Consider the following 20870-nt stretch of genomic DNA (forward strand, 5'->3'; position numbering starts at 1 on the left):
GTCTATTCATGTCTCCAGTAAACGGTTGGTTTTTATGAACCGATAATGTGAATTACCTGCTAGCTTCAGTCTTCGAGCTAAGCGTGGTAAAGCCTTTGCCGTAGCGTTGCTGTGAAACGGTTTTGTCTTTGTTATAAATACTCACTCTTACCTACATCCCATGTAGCGACCAACTTAGCTACTTTCGTCACACACCCGGTTGCTGTAGCTCTCGGGAGGTATCGGTGGACAGTAGCCCGGGTATTCAGCGCTCAAATGTGGTGGCACATCTGGGCCCTCCCTCTTCGATAGATCCTCCAAAATGTGGCATTTTGAGTGATTTGTTGCCATCAGTTGGCGATCTTTAGCGAGTTGTGTCCGTATTATGCCCTAGTCAGGCCTATTTTGGTATGACCTGCCCAGGCGGCCGATGTTAATTTTAGCGGCTAATCAAAAGCTCTGGTTTGCCTTCAAACTGCTTTACGTCCGCTGAGTTGAAAAAAGTGGCCTGCAGATCCTAAGCACCCAGTAGCGAGAAAAGCAATAAAGAATACACAGGTGGTACCCATGGCAATGGTCGAAGGCGATCAGGAGCTTGGCTTTGATACGGAGTATTCCCTTAAAGCCGCATTTACTCGTGAATCTGGCCGGGTCTTTCTGACTGGTATTGACGCACTGGTGCGCCTGCCCTTGATGCAGAAGCGCATGGATGAATTGGCCGGCCTCAATACCGCTGGCTTTATCTCCGGCTATCGCGGTTCTCCCCTCGGCGGCTACGATCAGGCCCTGTGGCGCCACAAGAAGCTGCTGGCAGGGCACGATATCCATTTTGAGCCTGGTATCAATGAAGATCTGGGGGCTACTAATATCTGGGGCACCCAGCTGGTCGATCATTACCGCAAACAGGCAACACGCGATGGGGTCTTTTCGATCTGGTATGGCAAGGGCCACGGCGTAGATCGCACTGCAGACGTATTCCGTCAGGCAAATATTCAGGGTGCGGCCAAACTCGGTGGTGTATTGGCCCTGTGTGGCGATGATCACACGGCTGAATCTTCCATGTTCTCTCACAATACCGACCAGATTTTTGAGTCGGTGATGATGCCGCTAATCTTTCCGGCCTCAATCGATGAATATTTGACACTCGGGCTTGCCGGTATCGCCTTATCCCGCTTTTCCGGTTTGTGGGTGGGCTTCAAGACAATTACTGAAACCGTAGAAGCTGGGGCCTCCCTGGTTGTGCCCGGTTTGCCTCAGTTTGTAACTCCCGCAGACTTTCCTGTTCCAGCGCATGGCCTGAATTATGACCCGCACCTCAACTGGCCGGCGGAGCGCTTGGAGTATGAACGTCGTATGTTGCAGGAGCGTCTGCCGGCGGCCCAGGCCTTTGCCTATGCAAATCGCCTGGACAAAACCACCCATAAAGCTGAACACAAACGCTTCGGAATTGTCACTGTCGGTAAGGCCCACGGTGATTTGCTGGAAGCTCTGCAACTGCTCAATTTGAGCGAAGAAGATTTGAACAGAGCGGGCATTTCCATCTTTAAGGTCGCAATGTCCTGGCCTTTGGAGCCCAAGGGCATTGGTGAGTTTGCCGATGGCATGGAACGCCTTTTGGTCGTCGAAGAGAAGCGTCCATTGGTGGAAGACCAGCTTAAAAACCTGCTTTACGGCTGGGAGGATGGACGCCGGCCGAAAGTGATCGGTAAGAAAGACCTGAATGGCGATGATCTGCTGCCCGCTATTTGGGGATTTGGGCCAGATCAGGTAGCCAAGGCGATTGCCCGTTGGCTGTCAGATACTGATCTGGCAGAGACACTGATTCCTCTGGCTGAGAAGCTGGGTGGGAATGTACCAACTAAAGCCTGCGGTTTGCTTGCGCGGGAACCGATATTTTGTGCTGGCTGCCCGCATAATACTTCCACTAAGTTGCCAGAGGGCAGCCTGGGTAGTGCCGGTATCGGTTGCCACATTATGGCGCTGGGTAAAGGCCTGCGCACCGATACTTATTCCCATATGGGGGGTGAGGGTGCCCATTGGGTGGGCCTGCACCGTTTCTCCAGTGCTGAGCATATTTTCCAGAATATGGGTGATGGCACCTACAATCACTCCGGCTTGCTTGCTATTCGTCAAGCTGTGGCCAGCAAAGTCAATATTACCTACAAAATCCTGCTCAACGATGCGGTAGCCATGACCGGCGGCCAGCCCGCTGATGGTGAGGTGAACGCGCCAAGCCTGGCTGCCCAGCTGTTGGCAGAGGGCGTCGGGGAAGTGGTTTTATTGAGCGAAAACCCGGACCACTGGCACGAGCATCGCAACTTATTACCGGCCCGGATAGAAGTACTGGATCGCTCAGAGCTGGATGCAGTTCAACGTCGCCTTCGTGAGACTCCCGGTGTCACTGCGATTATTTATGAGCAGGTGTGTGCAGCGGAAAAACGCCGTCGCCGCAAGAAAAAGCAGATGGTTGATCCTGCCCAAAGGCTGCTGATTAACCAGCGGGTGTGTGAGGGCTGTGGGGATTGCAGTGTGCAATCCAGCTGTATTGCAGTGGAGCCACTGGAGACACCTTTTGGGCGCAAGCGCCAGATTAACCAGTCCAGCTGTAACAAGGATATGCGCTGTGCCGATGGTTTCTGTCCGAGCTTTGTGACTGTAGAGGGCGGTGAATTGAAAAAGCCACCGGTACAGTCGCTGGCCGAATCCCTGGATTCTGCCATCGCCGAATTACCGGCGGCCCCAGCTGCAGATTTACAGCAGCCACTTAGTATTCTGGTTGCAGGAATTGGTGGCAGTGGTGTACTCACCGTGGCGGCCTTACTGGGAATGGCAGCGCACCTTGAAGATAAAGGCAGCACCACCCTGTATTTCACTGGATTGTCACAGAAAAACGGTGCGGTGGTAGCCCATGTAAAAGTGGGCGCTCGCCCTGAGTCAATTACCACTGCACGAATTCGCGATGGCGCAGCTGAATTATTACTCGGCTGCGATATGGTGACGGCCGCAGGCCAGCGCCCGAAATTTGCCACCGGAAAGATACGAGCGCTAGTTAATACTGCAGAAGTGCCGGTAGCAGCTTTCGTCCGCAATAATGCGCTGGCATTTCCAGCGGATGCGACCCAAGAGAGTATTGAGTCCCTGTGCGCTGAGTATTTTGCCTTCGATGCAAATAAATACGCTCAGGCCCTTTTTGGGGATACTGTTGCCAGTAATCTAATGATTATGGGGTTTGCCTGCCAGAAGGGCCTGCTGCCTATCGGTGAAGCAGCTTTGGAGCGGGCCATCCAGTTAAACGGCGTCGCGGTGGAAAATAACCTGCGGGCGTTCCGTGCAGGGCGCCTGCTGGCGACTGACCCAAGGGCAATTGAAAAACTGGCGGTTCCAGCGCAGCCAGTAAAAATGATTGAGCCCCAAGAGAGTGTTCAGCAGCTGATCGCCCGTTTGGCAGGTGAATTGAGTGAGTACCAAAATGCAGCTTATGCCCATCAATTCACCCGCCGTATTAAGCAGTTACATCAGGCGGAGCTGTCTCTGCAGGGCACATCCGGAGAGTTGACCCGGGCTGCGGCTAATAGTCTTTACAAGGCCATGGCCTATAAAGATGAATACGAGGTGGCGCGCCTCTACAGTGGCGACGATTTCCAGCGGCAGCTGCGCGAGACTTTCACCGGTGATTACACCCTGAAGTTCCATATGGCGCCGCCATTACTGGCCAGGCCGGATGCCAGTGGCACAGTGCGAAAAATGCAGTTTGGTCCCTGGATGGGTAAGTTGATGCCATTATTGGCACGGGGCAAGGTACTGCGCGGTACCTTTATGGATATATTTGGCTACTCTGGGGAACGTCGCGCAGAGCGCGACTGGGCACACCAGGTGGCCCTGGCCGTAGAGGGAGTAGCAGCTCAACTCAGAGCAGACAATATTGCCACTGCGCAGGAGCTGCTGGAGATCCCGCTCAAGGTGCGTGGTTATGGCCATGTGCGTGAGCAGAAGTTTGCCTTGGTAAAAGAGCGTTGGCAGGAGCTGTTTGGGCTGTTTGTGGATGGAGATCAGGTTTCGATGGTGGCATCCTGATAGCCCGGATCTTTCTCTGGCTATATTAACCTGGGCGGAAGGGGATCAATCGGTTGAGTAATAAACCGCTGATCCCCGTGATGGCTACCGGGGCAGCCACTGCAGAAAAGCACAGGCAGTCCTGGTCCTGGGTGGCAATTGGGCGGTGTATCTGGCCAGGTTCGCGATATACAAAATCTCCCGGCCCATAAATCCCATTGTGGTCAGAGAAGCTGCCGTTTAGAACCACTGCAAACTCTGGCCCCCTGTGGTCGTGTTCTGGCAGCTTGGCTCCCCTGCGTAGACGGTGAAAGGCGACTTCATACTCTCTTTGCCCGGTCCTCACCCGACACACTTCTAAATTGCGAGAAGCTTTTCTCCACTTGCTGCTGGGGTTTTTTTCCAGCAACTTGTTCAATACTTTTGGTAAATGTTCCATTGCCGGGACCTGCTTGATTGATAAGTCCGGTTGTCTAGCAGGTTTTTCCAGATCGGTAATCTTTTCCTGGGTCTGGTCGATACGTGCAATTAAGTATTCGAAAGCCTTGGACTTCAGGGGTTGAGCGGGGCTTTGGTTTAGCAGGGAGCCACCCAGGCAATTGAGGCTGTGGTAGTGTGAGCGACAGTCCGCGCACATCTGGATGTGCGCGGCGACTACCAGGCTAGGTCCGCGTGCCAGGCTGCCGGCGGCGTATTCCAACAGTAAGTTATTATCGGGGTGGTGGCGAATCATACGGCGATCACCTGACAAATCGAGCTTGTAATTTCTTCATTGCCAGGCGCACGCGGGATTTCACCGTGCCCAGCGGTAGGCGCAGCTCTTGTGATATTTCACTGTGGGATTTTCCCTCCATGTAGGCCTTTTCCAGGATATGGCTTTGTTCTGCCGGCAGTGCACTTAAACCGTCGGCAATATCCCGCTCATTGCGTTTATGTTGCAAGAAAAGCAGGGGCTGATTTTCCAGAGCCTCATCCCAGATGTCAGCGACATCTATATCGCCTTCCCGGTGCCGATGGCGCTGGTTGCGGCGCAGCATATCGATACGGCAATTGCGCATAATCGTATAGATCCAGGTGCTGGCAGAGGCCTTACTCTGGTCAAAGCTGGGTGCCTTGTGCCATACCTTGAGCATTACCTCTTGCACCAATTCATCAGCTGCTTCGGTATTGAGTGCCTGGGTGCTACGGCTGTGGTGGAAGCCCTTAATCAGTGGAGCGAAGTGCCGAAAAACACGTTCAAATGCCTGCCTGTCACGCTGGGTACCGACCCGCGTGAGTAATGTACTCCAGTCATCTGCACAGTCCTGGGTGGCTCTCACTGCAATTCCATTGCTATTGAGTTTTTGTATCTGCGCCATCTTAGCGCTCTTTGCTGTATTGTCGATACTTACTACGCTCACTGGAAAGGTATGGATGTGGTTTTTTGAAATTTATTTTGTATCTTGCTTGTGATCCATCCTCAGTGGTTGGGCGTAGATTTAAGGGACAGAAGTGCGGGATATTGTGGAAGAGGCTATGAGCAGTCAAACGCTGGTAAAAGAACTTCAGACTTACTACCAAGATTTTTTGATGCGAGATCCAGCGGATTTATCTGCGATATATAGCGATGACGTTGTTTTTCGCGACCCACTATACCGAATTGAGGGGCTATCAGCGTTAAAAGCGCACTTTGGTGAAATGAGCCGGGGACTTACCCAGTGTCGCTTCCGCTTTGAAGAGGCATCCATTACCCATGAAAGTGCCTGCTTACCCTGGTATATGAACTACTCCCACCAATCCTTGAAAGGGGGGCGGCCGTTGCGATTGCGGGGCTGCAGCTTGGTGCGATTTTCGGATAAGGTATTTTATCACGAGGATTTTTACGACATGGGTGCAATGGTCTATGAGCAGGTGCCTCTGCTGGGTTCCCTGATTCGAAAAATCAAGTCGCGGCTGGGCCAGGGCTGACTGGTGGGTGAAATTCGTGATAAGACTGTATGGGTAACCGGCGCCAGCTCTGGTATTGGCCGTGCGCTGGCCCTGCGCCTTGCTCGGCACAATAACTTTGTAATTGCCTCCGCTCGCCGGCGTGAGACATTGGTAGAGCTGCAAAAATGCGCGCCCAGCCGCATCCAGATACTCGACTGTGATGTTGCTGATGATAATGCCATGGCGGCAGTTCCCGCCCGCCTTAATGAGTTTATTGACCACTTGGATATGGTGATTGCCTGTGCGGGTACCTGCGAATATGACAATGATTTACAGCTTGAAAGTGCTATGTATCGACGGGTGTTTGATGCCAATTTCTTCGGTGTCATAAATACCTTGCGCATCGCTCTGCCACTGCTGAGTGTAAGCCCTGCCCCGATATTTGCCGCCCTCGGCAGTCTTTCATCGGTTGTCCCTTTTCCGCGTGCGGAGGCCTATGGTAGTTCAAAGGCTGCGCTCGATTATTTTCTGGCATCGGTGCGTGCCGATTCCTGCCATACAAACCTCAAAGTTGTATGTATTCGTCCTGGGTTTGTAGACACTCCACTGACGGCGCGTAACGATTTCGATATGCCTTTTCTAATCAGCCCGGAGCGGGCTGCAATATATATAGAGAGCGGCCTTTCAAAAGGAAAATCAGTAATCGATTTCCCCCGACGTTTGAGTTGGCCTTTACGATTTTTTGGCTTTTTTCGTTTTATTTGGTTTCGTTTTTGCACACCCAGGATAAGTAGGATTCGCACTTTAAGGAAGAATTGATGCGTATTGCCATTATTGGCAGCGGTATCGCCGGACTCACATCAGCTTACTTACTAAGCCGCAGATATGACATAACCCTCTTTGAGGAACAGGAACGCCTGGGCGGGCATACCGCTACTATCGACATACAGGAGGGTGAGCGCCAACTGGCAATTGATACAGGCTTTATTGTATTCAATGACTGGACTTACCCGAACTTTATTCGCTTGTTGGATGAACTCGGAGTTGAATCCCAACCAACTTCAATGGGATTCAGTGTGCGCTGTGATCGGGAGGGCTTTGAGTACGCTGGTAATAACCTGAATACGCTGTTTTCCCAGCGCTCCAACATACTCAGTGCCGGCCACTGGCGAATGCTTTGGGATATTGTGCGATTTAACCGCGGCGCGTTACGTGATTGGCGAGAAGGGCGCTTGCACGATGGCCTGACCCTGGGCGAATACCTTCCTGCAAATGGTTATTCATCAGAGTTTGCCAATCGTTACCTGGTTCCTATGGGCTCTGCAATCTGGTCGGCTAGCGTGTCGCAGATGCTGGAATTTTCAGTCAGCTTTTTTGTACGCTTCTTTTTTAACCATGGCTTGCTCAATATAGTGCGCAGGCCTCAATGGCGGGTGATCAAGGGTGGGTCACGCTCCTATATAGATCCCCTGGCAGCACCTTATATCGACAGAATACGGCTCTCCACTAAGGTTTGTTCTGTGCGGCGTACAGAGCAAGGTGTGAAGTTATTAACTTCTGCCGGTGAACAACATTCTTTTGATGGGGTGATATTTGCCTGTCATTCTGACCAGGCTTTGCGATGCCTGGATGATGCTTCGGTTCGTGAGCAACAAGTCCTCTCAGCAATTCCCTATGCCTGTAACAAGGTAGTTTTGCATACAGATACCGCTCTGCTGCCGAAGCACAAGCTCAGCTGGTCTAGCTGGAATTACCGCTTACGCGCGGAGCAGGATCAGCTGCCAGTTCTCACCTACAACATGAATATCCTGCAAGGACTACAAACAGAAAAAACCTACTGCGTTACGCTGAATGCGGAAGAGCGAATTCAACAGGAGAAAATCCTGGCACTCTTCGAGTATGCCCATCCGCAATTCTCTGTTGCTGGCTCGCGGGCACAGCAGCAGTGGGCCAGTATCAATGGCGTAAACCGTACTTGGTTTTGCGGCGCCTATTGGGCCAATGGTTTTCATGAAGATGGTGTAAATAGTGCTTTGCGAGTGGCCGAAAGCCTGGGGGTTTGCTGGTGAAGGGGAAATTGTAGTGGAGAGTGCCATCTATACGGGCTGGGTACAGCATCGCCGTTTTTCACCTAGGCAGAATCAGTTTCGTTATAAAGTGTTTATGGTGTATCTGGACCTGGCGGAATTGGATAGCTTTTGTTCTCTTTCGCGGTGGTGGTCAACGCGGGGTTGGGCACCGGCGCGTTTTTGCAGGAAGGACTTCTTTGGTGATCCGGTTTTAAGTCTGGATGAGGCCGTGCGTCGTAGAGTGGAAGATGTTTGTGGAGAGCGTCCGCAGGGCCCTGTGCGTGTATTGGCTAATTGGCGTTATTTTGGCTACAACATGAATCCAATCACCATCTATTACTGTTTTGACGGAGAGGGCAATAAGGTACGCTGGCTTTTACTGGATGTGCACAATACGCCCTGGAATGAACGCCATAGTTATGTGTTGGATTGCCGCTCTGGTGCCCGGGTACAGAAAGTGGCATTTGCCAAAGCTTTCCACGTTTCCCCTTTTATGCCGATTACCCAGGGATACCGGTGGCGCAGTATCACTCCAGGAGATCGACTGACGGCTTATCTGCAGAATTTTGACACGAGTACCGGGGGAGAGAGTGAGCGCCCTCTATTTGATGCTGTACTGAGCTTGCGTCGCCGTGAAGTGAGTAGCGCGGTGCTCAATAGTATCCTGATCCAGTACCCATTCATGACCGCAAAGGTAATAGCCACAATTTATTGGCAGGCGCTGAAATTATGGATTAAGCGCACCCCCGTTTTTTCCCATCCGGGTAGTAAGCGTGGGACTCAGGGAGGAGAAGAGCAACTATGAAAGTCATACAACAGGACCAAAGGGAAGAGAGTACTTCTTTAGCGGGGCTATCAGAGTCATGGATGGTTCGCCTGGCCCGCAGGCTAGTGTTGAGTAAGATGCGGGTAATTGATAGGGGGCATTTGCTTATCGAGGAGGGAGTTAATAAATATCGATTTGGCCAACCTATAGATCAAGCCTGTGTTCGTGCACATATAAAGGTACTGGATGGCAGTGCATACGTACAGGTGTTACTCAATGGCACTATTGGTTCTGGTGAAGCCTACATGCAAGGGGACTGGACTTCACCGTGTCTTCTGAGTGTAATTCGTTTGATGGTCGATAACATGGATCTGATTGAGGATATGGACGGGCGTTGGAGTCAGTTACCACGAATGTTCCTGCGAGGTCTGCATCGATTAAACTCGAATAATCCTAACGGTTCGCGTAGGAATATTGCTGCACACTATGATCTGGGTAACGAATTTTTTCAGCTTTTCCTCGATAAGACCATGCTCTATTCATCGGCAATATTCCCCTCAGAGAAAACGCCGCTATTTGATGCCTCAGTACACAAAATGGGGCATATTTGCCAAAAATTACAGCTAGAGGCCAATGACCATCTACTTGAGATAGGAACCGGCTGGGGCGCAATGGCCATCTTTGCCGCAAAACACTATGGGTGCCGGGTAACTACTGCCACTATTTCTGAAGAGCAGTATGACTATGCCCGAAAGTGGGTACAAAAAGAGGGGCTGCAAGATAAAGTTTCTGTGCTCTTACAAGACTACCGTGATTTGCAGGGAAGTTTCGATAAATTGGTTTCTATTGAAATGGTGGAAGCGGTAGGGCATGAATACCATCGTAAGTTTTTTTCTACTTGCAGCCATTTGCTTAAAGATAATGGTTTGATGGTGATGCAGGCCATTACCATTCAGGATCAACGTTATCAGCAATATCGTAAAGAAGTGGATTTTATCCAGCGCTATATCTTCCCTGGTGGCTGCTTGCCATCAAACCAGGTGGTTGCTCACCATGTGGCGACAGCCACGGATATGCAGATGGTCGATCTGGAAGATATTACCATACACTATGCACATACTATTCGCCACTGGCGCGAGGCTTTTTTGAAGCAGGTGGATGCAATGCAAGCCCTTGGTTTTGATGAACGCTTTATTCGTATGTGGGAATTTTACCTGTGCTATTGCGAGGGTGGATTTATGCAGAGAGTGATCAGTGCCGCACAGTTTATTTTTGCCAAGCCGCGGTTTCTCGGTAGCTTTTGAAATGTGGCGATTTTTCGCCAATGCCATACTGTTTGATATAGCATGGCCTCTCTGTGTGATTGTTGCCCGCCCCTGGATTGTAGTGCCTTTTACTCTGGTTAATTTGAGTATTCACCTGCTTTTCATAGCAAATCTGCGCAGGGAGCCCCTTTGGTTAGCGGGCATCTTTCTTTTCGGTGTGGGGGTGGACTCTGTGCTTTTCCATATTGGTGTGTTGCGCAATCTCAGTGGTAGCTCCTGGCCGCCGGTCTGGCTGATTTGTCTATGGTTGAACTTTGCTATGACACTGCGTTATAGCCTGGCAGTGCTGCAGCGTAATTTATGGCTGCCTGTCTTACTAGGTGGGATTTTTGGACCTTTCAGTTATTATACCGGCGCTTTACTAAACGGTACCGTGGAACTACACCGGCCCTTATGGCAGTCAGTTATGGTGCTGTCAGTACTATGGGCTGTGATGTTGCCGGTTTTTGTTCGGTTGGCACGTGCTCTGAATACGGCATCCAAATAGTTACTCTGTTGCCTCACTGATGGCCGGGCTAATCAAATATTTCTATGGGGTGAACTATGTTAGAGCTGCTGGCTGCCCTGGCGATATCAATGGCAGGCTGTGGCTATCAAGGCCAGACCTCTGCAACGGGCCTGGCATTCGATCCAGAAAGCCACAGCCTTGAATACTGTGAATATTATCTACCCGCTGAAAATGGCCAGGTACAGGTGCTGTATTTTTCAGCTCAAGGGCAATTGTTTGCTAAAAAGACATTACTGGATCATACCGGTAACCCTCATGGTGGCACGACTATGCCGGAAGTTATACAAACCGACCTTCGCCACGGGGAAGTACGTGAAGTGCGAAGGGAGCAGGGGCAATGGTTGATGCGCTACCGTAAGTCCGGCCAGACAGGTTGGAAGAGTGTAATGCGAGAGCGGGAAAGTATCGATGTGGTAGATGCTGGCTTTGATGTATATGTGCGTGAACACTGGCAGGCATTAGTGCGTGGTGACGTCCTCAAATTCAATTTTGCCTCTCCAATGCATGGGCGGGCAATCAAGCTGAGGGCGCGCAAAGTAGCCTGTAATCAAAACCAGCTGGAGAATACCTGTATCCGTGTGGACGTAGCCCAGCCATTGTTGCGACTGTTTGCCGGCGATCTCGACTTAGTTTATGACAAAGTCAGTCGTAAATTGCTTAGGTTTGAGGGGGTAGTTAATATTCTCGATTCAAGGGCACAGAGCCAACGCTTGAAAATCTTTTACCAGTACCAATCATTAGGCGGATCATTCTAAGTAAAAAGCAGCCGGGTTAATCATCTGTAATGATATATATAACTTAATCCTTGGAGTAGACCCTGCTCTAAGGTGTCACTATTTATTGGTTTAAGGGAGTGTGGCTAGAGAATGGATTTCAAGCAGGTTAGCTATTTTCTTGCGCTGGCAGATACGCTGAACTTTACTCGTGCCGCTGAGCAGTGCCATGTGTCGCAGCCAGCTTTAACCCAAGGTATTAAAAAGTTAGAAGAGGAACTCGGTGGGAATTTAGTACACCGTGAAGGCCGATATATTGAGTTGACAGAGCTAGGCCGTAGTTTACGGAGCAATTTTGAACAAATTGATCATACTCGGCAATTGGTCAACTTAACAGCCCGCGCAATTACAGCTGGGGAATCTGGTGAGCTAAATATTGGGATCATGTGTACCATTGGGCCGCAAGCTCTGGTGGGGATGTTGGGTCAATTTCGATTAAATAATCCTCAGATATCCGTGGTGATTCATGATGTCGCACCACCAGCTCTGGGAGAGCTATTGTTGACAGGTAATCTTGATGCAGTGTTTTGTCTGCCGCAAAGTGTGGCGCATTCACGAATACGCTTCCTGAAATTATTTCAGGAACCGCTGGTTTTGGCTTGTCCTCCAAACCATAATTTTTTAAGCCGAAAGTCTATCTCTATTTCTGATCTTGCCAATCAACCCTATGTTGAGCGTTTACATTGTGAATTCCGTCAGAAAGGCCAAGTGTTCAATAGAGAGCAGGATCTGGAGTTGGATATTGTATTTCGTAGCGAGCGAGAGGACTGGATTCAATGCTTGATTAGAGAGGGAGCAGGAGTCAGTGTGATTCCTCTTTACTCATTAATTAAGCCGGAGCTTGACTACCTCCCAATGACAGACCCACCATTATCTAGAACAGTAGGTCTTGCTACTACCAATAATTCTGTTTTGTCCCCAGCTCTTGAAAAATTTATTGCTGCTACATCTGGGTATGATTGGAGCTCTTTGGAAGCTAAGTGGTCAGATGATATTGTGAAGCTTTCTGCTGAGACTACTTAGCTTCTGGCAGCTTGAGTGGGGAAATCAGTGGCCGATAGAGATCCATAAAGACCATATCTTCTGTGGCATTGGCCATATGGCAGCCTGCGCAGGAAGAGATATCCATTGCTTCTGTACTGGCAGCATATGGGGGAGCATGGTGACCAAAGTTAAAATATCCCCATCCCCTGGACTCTGGAAATCTTGTTGAATCTTTTACAGACACGTCCATGCCGTTAACTTTTCCGGGAAAATAACCGCGACCGGAGGATTCGTAACGCGAACCATCGGCTTCTGTTGCTTTTCCTCCGGTAAGTTGCAGCTCTTTTAACATGATCGTTCCTTCGGGCCATTTACCATGATCCCGATAGTATTGAAAGGCTTCTGGTTGGACATAAACATTATGGTATTCTGGAAAGCTGGCATTGCCCCCGTTTAGTCCATTTGGGGTTATTGGCGAACCAATAAATACCCAGCGGCGAAACTCTTTTGGTTGAATTAACTCCAGTTTATTATCATCTGCCCACTCTGGTTCAATAATAATGTGCTCATAACTATTGGCAAATATTGCAGGGGAGTTTTTATAGTCCTCGCTTGCCGAAGTTATTGAAGAGTAAATAATCGCAGCCACAAAGACTACCTTTTTCAATATGCCGTATTCCATTCTTAGTATCCTTCAACCATTTTCAGGTGTATCACCAATGGATTTTGTGAATCCATCAATTAACTGTGAATATATGGGAGAGTTTAAAAAATGCCCAATAAGCATATGAAAAGTATTAATAAGTGATGCTTATAGTTTGAGAGACTTTTCCTGAGTGTATTTTCTTATGTAGCCAATACGAAAGTGGACGGTCTACCGCGTATGATAAGTTCTACCCTCCGAATGCTTGCTCCTGGAATTAAGGTGAGGTCCGGGTTTTCCTGTCTGCAGGGTCACACTTTTCTCCTCTTTTAGTGCTTCCTCGCTGGCGCCAACTTCAACTGAGAGCTAAACCTAAAGTAGAAATACGTGACAGCACCTCTGTCTCTAAGCACTAGCTGGAAGGGGTATCCGATGAATACTGGTATTACCGCCACTGCTGGACTCTGTATAACACTTCTTATTGGCTGTGCCGCCCAGCCGGAGCAGGTGCCTGGTGCTGGAGGAATTGTGATCGACACCTGGGGTGTCAACATGAATCAATACCAAATGGATCTTTCCGAGTGTAAGGGGATTGCCTACTCCACCTATAGCGATCAGGGCCGACGAGGCTTGGCCGGAGCCGCTGGAGGCGCAGTAGTAGGTGGGGCGCTTGGAGCTATTGTGGGTGATAGTAGCCGAGCCGCAGCAGCAGGAGCTGGTGCCGGAGCACTGGTTGGCGGTCTCTCCGGTGCGGGGAGTGCTGGGGCTGAGGCTGACCAGATCATCAAGAATTGTCTGCGCGGCCGAGGTTACCGCGTACTGAACTAAGTTCTATCACAGGAATTAGCCAGGTTTTCTCGTAGGTCCTCTGAAATTCAGCAACCTCACAGGACTTGGCTTGGGCCGGGAATATCCCGGCTCTTTTTTGTTTGGATGAGCACTGGTTTTCTGTGGTGGGAACCTGAATCAGGTTAACAGTAACGGGAGTACCTTATGCCAGAGAACAGTACCATCAATGCTTATGCAGTAATGGAAGCCGGCGGTCCCTTTCAGCCCTATCAGATAGAGTTGGGTGAGTTGGGCGCGACGGAAGTTGAGCTGGACGTACTCTATTGTGGCGTTTGCCACAGTGACCTCAGTATGATTGATGATGAATGGGGAGTATCCAAATACCCTATGGTTGCGGGCCATGAAGTCATTGGTCGAGTCGTAGCGGCGGGGAGGCAAGCTAGCCATTTTAAGCCTGGCATGGTAGTGGGATTGGGTTGGAATTCTGGTTATTGTGAGACCTGCCACTCATGCCGTTTGGGTAACCACAACCTTTGTGCTGAAGCGCGCTTTACCATTCTGACTAATGGCGGCTTTGCAGATAAGGTCAGGGCTGACATGTGCAGTCTTGTGATTATTCCTGAGGACATCGACTATGTCTCTGCGGGCCCTTTATTGTGTGGTGGAATTACAGTATTCAACCCATTAGTGCAGTTCAACATCAAGCCTACTGATAAAGTTGCAGTAATTGGCATTGGTGGACTAGGGCATTTGGCGCTCATGTTCCTTAATGCCTGGGGTTGTGAAGTAACCGCTTTTACCTCCAGTGAGCATAAAAGAAAAGAAGCACTATCATTGGGGGCCCATAAAACCCTCAACTCCCGTGATCCTGATGAGATCAAGTCTGCTTCAATGAGCTTTGACTTCATTATCTCTACGGTAAATGTCAATCTGGAGTGGGATCTTTATTTGCAAGCGCTAAAGCCTAAGGGGCGTTTACACTTTGTCGGTGCCATTGTAAATCCAATACAGTTTACACTCTTCCCAATGATATTTGGCCAGCGCTCCATCTCCGCATCTCCGGTAGGTAGCCCAGCTACCATGGAAACCATGCTCGACTTTGTCGCTCATCATCAAATCAGGCCCCAGGTGGAAATATTTCCCATGAGCCAGATTGAAGAAGCGTTCAAGCACCTGAAATCTGGCAAGTCTAAGTATCGGATTGTGTTGTCTGGAGAAGGATAGAGTACAGCTGGATAGCTGTAATCAAGTGACTTTCGCTGTGTGGGTCGATATATTGACCATTAAATATGGGGTTTTTTACTGATGCTTTTCATCGATGGAGGTGTGCAGCCCCTAGTAAACTAGTTTCTGTTTAAACCGCGTGTCCAAATTAAGAATTAACGCAACTAAATTAGCTGCTGCTGGTTTTTGCGCGGGTAAAGAAAACGGTGGGATTAGGGCAGGCTCATTTTATATTTTTATTCTCTGCATAAATAGCTTTTTTGCCTTGATAAGTTTTGTAAAATCTCAGGTGAGCTTCATAAGAAAAGGTGTCTGATCTTGCTTTATAATCCTTGATCCAGCGTGTCAGCATATCAAGATTTGAATCCTGTGCCTCTTTGGATTCGTACTTATGTGGCTCCCAGGGTCTATTCCTGGCATTTTCTATACACTGTTCTATGCTGAGATCCATAAATATTATTTCTGTGGATTCTTCTACTAGAAGTTCAAGTAAATCGGTGTAGCATCCTTCTACCACCCAGTTTTCATTTTCCCTTAGAAAAACCTCTATCTTAACTCGGGATTCTTCTAAAGGCATTCTCTGGGGAGGGGAGGTGGGTAGCCATGCCAAAACATCCAAATCCAAATGAGCTAATCCTTTGTTATTTGAAAGATGCTTAGCTAAGGTCGATTTGCCGGAACCAGAGTTTCCAAAAATTAATATTTTGCTCAATTGAAAATTCTATCTCTGTGATGAATAGGGTATTAAAAGGTAGGATCTTTAATGTATATGCTATCAGTAAGTATTGATTAAGGCCACCAGTAGTTGCTCTTTCAAGTGCGCAGATAGTAACAATAAAGCACTGGCCGATCTATACATCGGCCAGTGCTAATATTTAAGTATTGTCTTTCCTGTGCCAGAATTAATCAGCTTTATGGTTGTACAACTGTTGCTATAGGGTATTTCTAGCCAGAACTCCCTTGGTCATAGCTAAATGCTCATGCTGAAGATTATAGTTGATTCCGTTGTTTGGTGAGAAGCCATAATGCTCTGCAAGTGCTGTCACTAGTACGTAGGTATAGAAGTCGCAAATTGATGTGTCGCCACTAAACTTATCTGCTGCTTTTAATAGATCTTGTTTGTTTTCAGTCAGTTGCTGACCAGTTTTTTGAAACTTCATATAATCACGTGTATCACTATACATCCAGGCAATAATAATCGTGTTTCCCACGGCTGTTGGTGCAAAAAGACCCACCACGTTAGAGGCGATCGCCAAAAAATCTCGCCGGATCATTTTATAGTATTCCCTCCAGGATGTGTTCTGTGAGGCCAGGTTAATTCTCAAGCCTTTAAGTGCGATAATTGTTGCCACAACTCCATTGATCTTTGATGAAATATCATTGACGGATGACGCTAACGAAGAGGCTGAAATTGCAAAATTAATACGCCTATCTTTTTTAAGAGCATTGTTTTTATCGATTTCTTTATCTATTTCTTTCGTGAGGAACGCCGTAGAACATAACCGCTGATAATCCACTGCAGCGATCCTAAAGCGGTCTCGTAAGTTATCAAGTTGTGCAATTTGGCTGGCAGGTACTCTCGAAGTCAGGTATTCCCTGAGAAAGGAGTGGATGGCCAGGATGCAGCTCGCTTCACTGTTAAGGTCGTTCCAATAAACTTGTCCATCCGCAGATCGCTCTCGACCAGATTTATAGTTATTGGCGACATCCTTATTAATAATTTTGGTCCAGGCGTCATAGCCTTTGGAGCAAAATTCAATCATCTCTTCTATTTTGGTATTAGTGAAAACGTCTGCACCCATGATTAGTCCCTTTGTCAGGTGGAGAATTTAAAGTGGAAGTCGGCACTCAGTTATATATGATGTTCTGGAAGGCCAGTTATGATGAGCAGCATAGGAGTAGTACCATAATTTGACTCCTATATGTCTTAGCCTTAAGACGGTTTAAAGGCTAACGTGGTTTCTCATGGGAATAGCCAAGGCCCGATAATCAGCTTCTACATTACCATACTTCCCTGATAAACCTATTACTCGCAGGCACATCCCAATGGTACAGCTGATTTTCTATATTTCTTTGCCTTAGATAAATTGGTTTACATAAACTAACCTTCATTGAGCATGGCGTAAGTTGGTACTTGAATACAAAAATCGATTGGCAGATTTTTTGTACGATCGTACGGAATGTGTCTGCTACTCTATTCATTAAGCCAGAAGGCCAGTAGTCTTTTCTAATGGATCTTTTACTGGTAGTTGGGTTTAGTGAGCTTTGTGTTTTTGTCCAGGACTTATGAAGAGTGAAAAAAGATATCTGATTTTCTGAATCAATTTTTTAACGATGCAGCCCGATTAAAAAATTAAAAATTAAGAAATTTTGTTATTTTTAATGTTGAAAAATACAGTATTGGTTTCATGGGTGGGACTCTAAATATCTTATTGTATCCTGCCTGTGAACTTATTAGTGGTGTATTGATGGTCAATTAGAAGTCGATTATTTCAGTGGAAATATGGCATTGCTGAAAGTCTTTATTATATTAAGCAGGGGTGCAGAAACCTAAACGTTTTTAACTGCTAAGATTAAAAAATTAAATTTTACTGGTTTGGCGGAATAGGGTGAGACAGCCGGGAGCAAAAAAGATTTAAAAGTAATTACTTATATGGTGTAGAAAAAGCGGGCTAAGCCCGCTCTCTCATTTTTGAAGATTACTGTCCCAAAGTAAACAGCTGTGTATTGCCACCAGTGGCAACGGTATTGATGGTTTTGGTTTTCTCGGTAGCAAAACGGAATAAATAGTGGGGGCCGCCGGCTTTGAAACCGGTGCCGGAGAGGCCTTGGCCGCCGAATGGGTTCACGCCGACTACTGCACCGACCATATCCCGGTTTACGTAGCAATTCCCTACATTAACCCGTTTGAATACCGCGTCTGCTCGGCCCTCGATGCGGGAGTGCAGGCCGAAGGTAAGGCCGTAGCCGGTGGCGTTAATGCGGCGGATCATGTCTTCAAGTTCTTCCGCTTTAAAGCGTACCACGTGCAGGAAGGGGCCGAAGACTTCGCGCTTTAGTACAGAGAAGTCTTCAATTTCTACAACTTGAGGGCCGAAGAAAGTGCCTGTACCGGGCTTTTTATCTTCATCGAAGGCAAACAGTGTTTTGGACTCTGTGCTCATACGCTCCCGATGGGCTTCCAACATGCCCAGTGCTTTGTCGTCGATTACTGGGCCGATGTCGGTATCCAGCTTGCCGGGATCGCCAAGGGAGAGTTCTTCACAGGCGCCTTTGAGCATATTGAGCAAGTTATCGGCGATTACGTCCTGTACACACAGAATGCGCAGGGCGGAGCAGCGCTGGCCGGCACTTAGGAAGGCGGATTGAATTACGTCATCTACTACCTGCTCGGGCAGGGCAGTGGAATCCACAATCATTACATTCTGCCCACCAGTTTCGGCAATCAATGGAACGATCGGGCCCTCTTTCGCTGCCAGTTGTTGGTTGATCAGGCGAGCGGTCTCGGTGGAACCGGTAAAGGCTACGCCGCCCAAGCGGGGGTCTTCGATCAATAACTTACCTACGGCTGCACCGGTGCCGGTAATCAGGTGTAGTACTTTTGCTGGTACGCCAGCATCGAGCATCAGGCGAACGGCGTGGGCGGCGATTATTGGCGTCTGTTCAGCGGGCTTGGCCAGTACTGCATTGCCAGCCGCCAGTGCGGCAACCACTTGGCCGGTAAAAATAGCCAAGGGGAAATTCCAGGGGCTGATAGCGACGAATACGCCACGGCCGCCTAGGTATAGTTGGTTTTTTTCACCAGTGGGGCCGGGCAGCTCCGTTGGTTCACTGAAATGCTGGCGCGCTGCATTGGCATAGTAGCGGCAGAAATCGACTGCTTCACGTACTTCGCTGATACCATCATTGAGAGTGCGGCCTGCTTCCAGGCAAATAATTGCGGCAAGTTCATTCGTCTTTTTCTCATAGAAATCGGCGATGCGATCGAGAATCGCGGCGCGCTCATTGCCGCCCATACGATCCCAGCCGATCTGTGCTTCAGTCGCAGAGGCGTAGGCTTGCTCAATCAGGTGCTTGTCGGTATTAGCGGTGTGGCCAATGACCTCGCCGGAAGCCGGATTGTAAACTGGCTCTTCGGCTTTACCCATAACACCGTTGATGATTGGGCCCCCGAGGAAATGCTTGCCGCGCTGTTTGTCCAACTCTTCCAACAGCGGCTCTACAGAATTGGGATCGGTCAGCTCGATGCCGTGTGAATTTTTTCGTGGCAGGGCTTCTGCGCCCATATAAATATTCTCCGGAACAGGAATTTGTGGGTGGCGGTATGGGTTACAGGCCTCACTGAGGTCGAGAGTGTCCTGTACCAATGCCTCAATTGGGGTCTCCTCATCCATAAAGCGGTTTACAAATGAGCTGTTTGCGCCGTTCTCGAGGAGTCGGCGAACCAGGTAGGGAAGCAAGTCGCGGTGGGCGCCTACCGGAGCATAAACTCTCACTGGTACGCGTTTGCCGTGTACAGCTTCAATTTGCGCGTAGAGCAGGTGGCCCATGCCATGCAGGCGCTGGAATTCATAGTCAGTGCGTTCACCAGCCATCTCCAGGATCAGGCCTACGGTGTAAGCGTTGTGAGTAGCAAACTGGGGATAGATAGCATCACCGGCATCCAGCAGCCTCTTGGCACACACTTGGTAAGAAAGGTCAGTGTGACACTTGCGGGTATATACCGGGTAATCGGTCAGGCCCATCTGCTGGGCGTGCTTGATTTCGCTATCCCAGTAAGCGCCTTTCACCAAGCGAACCATTAATTTGCGGCCGGTGTCTCGACCAAGGGCGATCAGCCAGTCTGCAACATGGGGAGCCCGTTTTTGGTAAGCCTGCAAAACAAAGCCGAGGCCCTGCCAGTCCTTCAGTTCAGGGTCGCGGGCAAGTGCGTCGAAAATATCCAGGGAGATATCCAGGCGTTCCGCTTCCTCGGCGTCGATATTTAAACCCATATCATATTTGGCGGCAGCAACGCACAGGCACTTTACCTGGGGCAGCAGTTCATCCATGACACGATCGCGTTGCAGTACGCTATAGCGAGGATGAAGGGCAGACAGTTTGATAGAGATCCCGTTAGCTTCGACAACGTCACGTTTGGTGTTGTCGTTACCGATGGCTTCGATAGCCATCATGTATGCATCGTAATAGCGCTGGGCATCGGCCATGGTGCGCGCACCCTCTCCGAGCATATCGAAGGAAAAGCGGGTGCCGGGCAGGTTTTCCTTGGGGCCGCGCTTAAGTGCCTCGTCGATAGTACGACCAAGTACGTACTGTCCCCCCATGATCTTCATGGCCTGCATCATGGAGGTGCGCACCATGGGTTCGCCGATACGGCTGATCAGGCGTTTCATCCAATGGGAAGGGCGCTCGGTGATATCGGGGTCCAGCTCAACCACGCTGCCGGTAAGCATTAGCCCCCAGGTAGAGGCATTCACAAATAGTGAATCTGACTGGCCACGATGGCTGGACCAGTTGCCGGAATGCACTTTCTCAGCGATCAGTTTATCGGCAGTATCAGCATCGGGAACCCGAAGTAGAGACTCCGCCAGGCACATGAGGGCCACCCCTTCTTTGTTCGACAAGCCGAACTGCTGCAGGAAGGCGTCCAGGGTGCCACGCTTACTGCGCTGCTGGCGTGAGTGCCGTACCAGCTCGCGCGAGGTATTCAGAATTTTCTTGCGCAGGGCTTCACTGGGACGCGGTGCGGCCAGGAGCTCACTTACACATTGGTTTTCGTCGGCATGCAAATACTCGCGTGCCTGTTCTCGGGCACTGTGTAGGTCTCCGGCGAAGTTTGTCGACATATC

At 49.3% G+C, this 20870-nt stretch carries 17 protein-coding genes; 11 read left to right on the top strand and 6 right to left on the bottom strand.

The features are described 5' to 3' along the window. Positions 1 to 546: 546 nt before the first annotated feature. Positions 547 to 4053: an indolepyruvate ferredoxin oxidoreductase family protein gene (locus tag ACJJI7_RS15450; RefSeq protein WP_444901785.1), complete on the top strand. Its 3507-nt coding sequence runs from the start codon at positions 547 to 549 to the stop codon at positions 4051 to 4053. A gap of 25 nt (positions 4054 to 4078) precedes the next feature. Here ACJJI7_RS15450 and ACJJI7_RS15455 read toward each other — a convergent pair whose 3' ends face one another. Both ACJJI7_RS15455 and ACJJI7_RS15460 read right to left on the bottom strand, forming a co-directional pair. Further along, entirely contained in the window at positions 4079 to 4765 is a 687-nt protein-coding gene (locus tag ACJJI7_RS15455) for a ChrR family anti-sigma-E factor (RefSeq protein WP_282950941.1), read from the bottom strand. 7 nt (positions 4766 to 4772) lie between these two features. Next, entirely contained in the window at positions 4773 to 5390 is a 618-nt protein-coding gene (locus tag ACJJI7_RS15460) for a sigma-70 family RNA polymerase sigma factor (RefSeq protein ID WP_020414991.1), read from the bottom strand. 157 nt (positions 5391 to 5547) lie between these two features. Between ACJJI7_RS15460 and ACJJI7_RS15465 the strand changes: the two genes are divergently transcribed. From ACJJI7_RS15465 to ACJJI7_RS15500, 8 genes are all read left to right on the top strand, one after another. Further along, a complete protein-coding gene (locus tag ACJJI7_RS15465; protein WP_040629362.1) occupies positions 5548 to 5979 on the top strand; it encodes a nuclear transport factor 2 family protein in 432 nt (143 codons plus the stop codon). A 3-nt stretch (positions 5980 to 5982) separates the two neighbouring features. Next, positions 5983 to 6759, top strand: coding sequence for an SDR family NAD(P)-dependent oxidoreductase (locus ACJJI7_RS15470; protein WP_020414993.1), 777 nt, complete (start codon positions 5983 to 5985; stop codon positions 6757 to 6759). Further along, complete coding sequence (locus ACJJI7_RS15475) at positions 6759 to 8009, top strand: NAD(P)/FAD-dependent oxidoreductase (RefSeq protein ID WP_282950939.1); 1251 nt, start codon at positions 6759 to 6761, stop codon at positions 8007 to 8009. The genes ACJJI7_RS15470 and ACJJI7_RS15475 overlap by 1 nt, the downstream gene beginning before the upstream one ends. Next, on the top strand, positions 7969 to 8814 hold the full coding sequence (locus ACJJI7_RS15480; RefSeq protein WP_245556726.1) for a DUF1365 domain-containing protein: 846 nt from the start codon (positions 7969 to 7971) through the stop codon (positions 8812 to 8814). The genes ACJJI7_RS15475 and ACJJI7_RS15480 overlap by 41 nt, the downstream gene beginning before the upstream one ends. Further along, positions 8811 to 10079 carry an SAM-dependent methyltransferase gene (locus ACJJI7_RS15485; protein WP_282950938.1) on the top strand — a complete coding sequence of 423 codons (1269 nt, stop codon included), beginning with the start codon at positions 8811 to 8813 and terminating at the stop codon, positions 10077 to 10079. The genes ACJJI7_RS15480 and ACJJI7_RS15485 overlap by 4 nt, the downstream gene beginning before the upstream one ends. Before the next feature lies 1 nt (position 10080). After that, positions 10081 to 10587 carry a DUF2878 domain-containing protein gene (locus tag ACJJI7_RS15490; protein WP_353375170.1) on the top strand — a complete coding sequence of 169 codons (507 nt, stop codon included), beginning with the start codon at positions 10081 to 10083 and terminating at the stop codon, positions 10585 to 10587. A gap of 56 nt (positions 10588 to 10643) precedes the next feature. After that, a complete protein-coding gene (locus ACJJI7_RS15495) occupies positions 10644 to 11363 on the top strand; it encodes a hypothetical protein (protein WP_020414998.1) in 720 nt (239 codons plus the stop codon). Between the two features lie 111 nt (positions 11364 to 11474). Next, positions 11475 to 12404 (top strand): LysR family transcriptional regulator, encoded by a 930-nt coding sequence (locus ACJJI7_RS15500; RefSeq protein ID WP_282950936.1) that lies wholly within the window; start codon positions 11475 to 11477, stop codon positions 12402 to 12404. Here the strand turns inward: ACJJI7_RS15500 and ACJJI7_RS15505 are convergent. Further along, complete coding sequence (locus ACJJI7_RS15505) at positions 12397 to 13047, bottom strand: cytochrome P460 family protein (protein ID WP_282950935.1); 651 nt, start codon at positions 13045 to 13047, stop codon at positions 12397 to 12399. The genes ACJJI7_RS15500 and ACJJI7_RS15505 overlap by 8 nt on opposite strands. Positions 13048 to 13440: 393 nt before the next feature. Here ACJJI7_RS15505 and ACJJI7_RS15510 point away from each other — a divergent pair, with 393 nt between their 5' ends. Together ACJJI7_RS15510 and ahr are read left to right on the top strand one after the other, a co-directional pair. Next, positions 13441 to 13836 (top strand): hypothetical protein, encoded by a 396-nt coding sequence (locus ACJJI7_RS15510; protein WP_020415001.1) that lies wholly within the window; start codon positions 13441 to 13443, stop codon positions 13834 to 13836. Between the two features lie 165 nt (positions 13837 to 14001). Next, the gene (gene ahr, locus ACJJI7_RS15515; RefSeq protein WP_020415002.1) at positions 14002 to 15021 is read left to right on the top strand and encodes an NADPH-dependent aldehyde reductase Ahr; all 1020 of its coding nucleotides are present in this window, start codon (positions 14002 to 14004) and stop codon (positions 15019 to 15021) included. A 223-nt stretch (positions 15022 to 15244) separates the two neighbouring features. On the opposite strand, the gene ACJJI7_RS15520 is transcribed toward ahr, so the two are convergent. The 3 genes from ACJJI7_RS15520 to putA form a co-directional block, all read right to left on the bottom strand. Further along, positions 15245 to 15733, bottom strand: a complete 489-nt coding sequence (locus tag ACJJI7_RS15520) for an AAA family ATPase (RefSeq protein ID WP_020415003.1) — start codon at positions 15731 to 15733, stop codon at positions 15245 to 15247. Positions 15734 to 15953: 220 nt separating this feature from the next. After that, positions 15954 to 16823: a hypothetical protein gene (locus ACJJI7_RS15525; RefSeq protein WP_282950934.1), complete on the bottom strand. Its 870-nt coding sequence runs from the start codon at positions 16821 to 16823 to the stop codon at positions 15954 to 15956. Positions 16824 to 17720: 897 nt separating this feature from the next. Further along, complete coding sequence (gene putA / locus ACJJI7_RS15530) at positions 17721 to 20867, bottom strand: bifunctional proline dehydrogenase/L-glutamate gamma-semialdehyde dehydrogenase PutA (RefSeq protein ID WP_282950933.1); 3147 nt, start codon at positions 20865 to 20867, stop codon at positions 17721 to 17723. Positions 20868 to 20870 lie beyond the last annotated feature (3 nt).

This window comes from Microbulbifer variabilis (assembly GCF_056232115.1).

Bases quoted from the DNA above. Each gene is read 5' to 3' on its own strand.
- ACJJI7_RS15505 (WP_282950935.1), bottom strand. From the start codon at position 13,047: ATGGAATACGGCATATTGAAAAAGGTAGTCTTTGTGGCTGCGATTATT.
- ACJJI7_RS15455 (WP_282950941.1), bottom strand. From the start codon at position 4,765: ATGATTCGCCACCACCCCGATAATAACTTACTGTTGGAATACGCCGCC.
- ACJJI7_RS15500 (WP_282950936.1), top strand. From the start codon at position 11,475: ATGGATTTCAAGCAGGTTAGCTATTTTCTTGCGCTGGCAGATACGCTG.
- ACJJI7_RS15510 (WP_020415001.1), top strand. From the start codon at position 13,441: ATGAATACTGGTATTACCGCCACTGCTGGACTCTGTATAACACTTCTT.
- ACJJI7_RS15475 (WP_282950939.1), top strand. From the start codon at position 6,759: ATGCGTATTGCCATTATTGGCAGCGGTATCGCCGGACTCACATCAGCT.
- ACJJI7_RS15495 (WP_020414998.1), top strand. From the start codon at position 10,644: ATGTTAGAGCTGCTGGCTGCCCTGGCGATATCAATGGCAGGCTGTGGC.
- ACJJI7_RS15465 (WP_040629362.1), top strand. From the start codon at position 5,548: ATGAGCAGTCAAACGCTGGTAAAAGAACTTCAGACTTACTACCAAGAT.
- ACJJI7_RS15460 (WP_020414991.1), bottom strand. From the start codon at position 5,390: ATGGCGCAGATACAAAAACTCAATAGCAATGGAATTGCAGTGAGAGCC.
- ACJJI7_RS15450 (WP_444901785.1), top strand. From the start codon at position 547: ATGGCAATGGTCGAAGGCGATCAGGAGCTTGGCTTTGATACGGAGTAT.
- ACJJI7_RS15485 (WP_282950938.1), top strand. From the start codon at position 8,811: ATGAAAGTCATACAACAGGACCAAAGGGAAGAGAGTACTTCTTTAGCG.
- ACJJI7_RS15525 (WP_282950934.1), bottom strand. From the start codon at position 16,823: ATGGGTGCAGACGTTTTCACTAATACCAAAATAGAAGAGATGATTGAA.
- ACJJI7_RS15490 (WP_353375170.1), top strand. From the start codon at position 10,081: ATGTGGCGATTTTTCGCCAATGCCATACTGTTTGATATAGCATGGCCT.
- ahr (WP_020415002.1), top strand. From the start codon at position 14,002: ATGCCAGAGAACAGTACCATCAATGCTTATGCAGTAATGGAAGCCGGC.
- putA (WP_282950933.1), bottom strand. From the start codon at position 20,867: ATGTCGACAAACTTCGCCGGAGACCTACACAGTGCCCGAGAACAGGCA.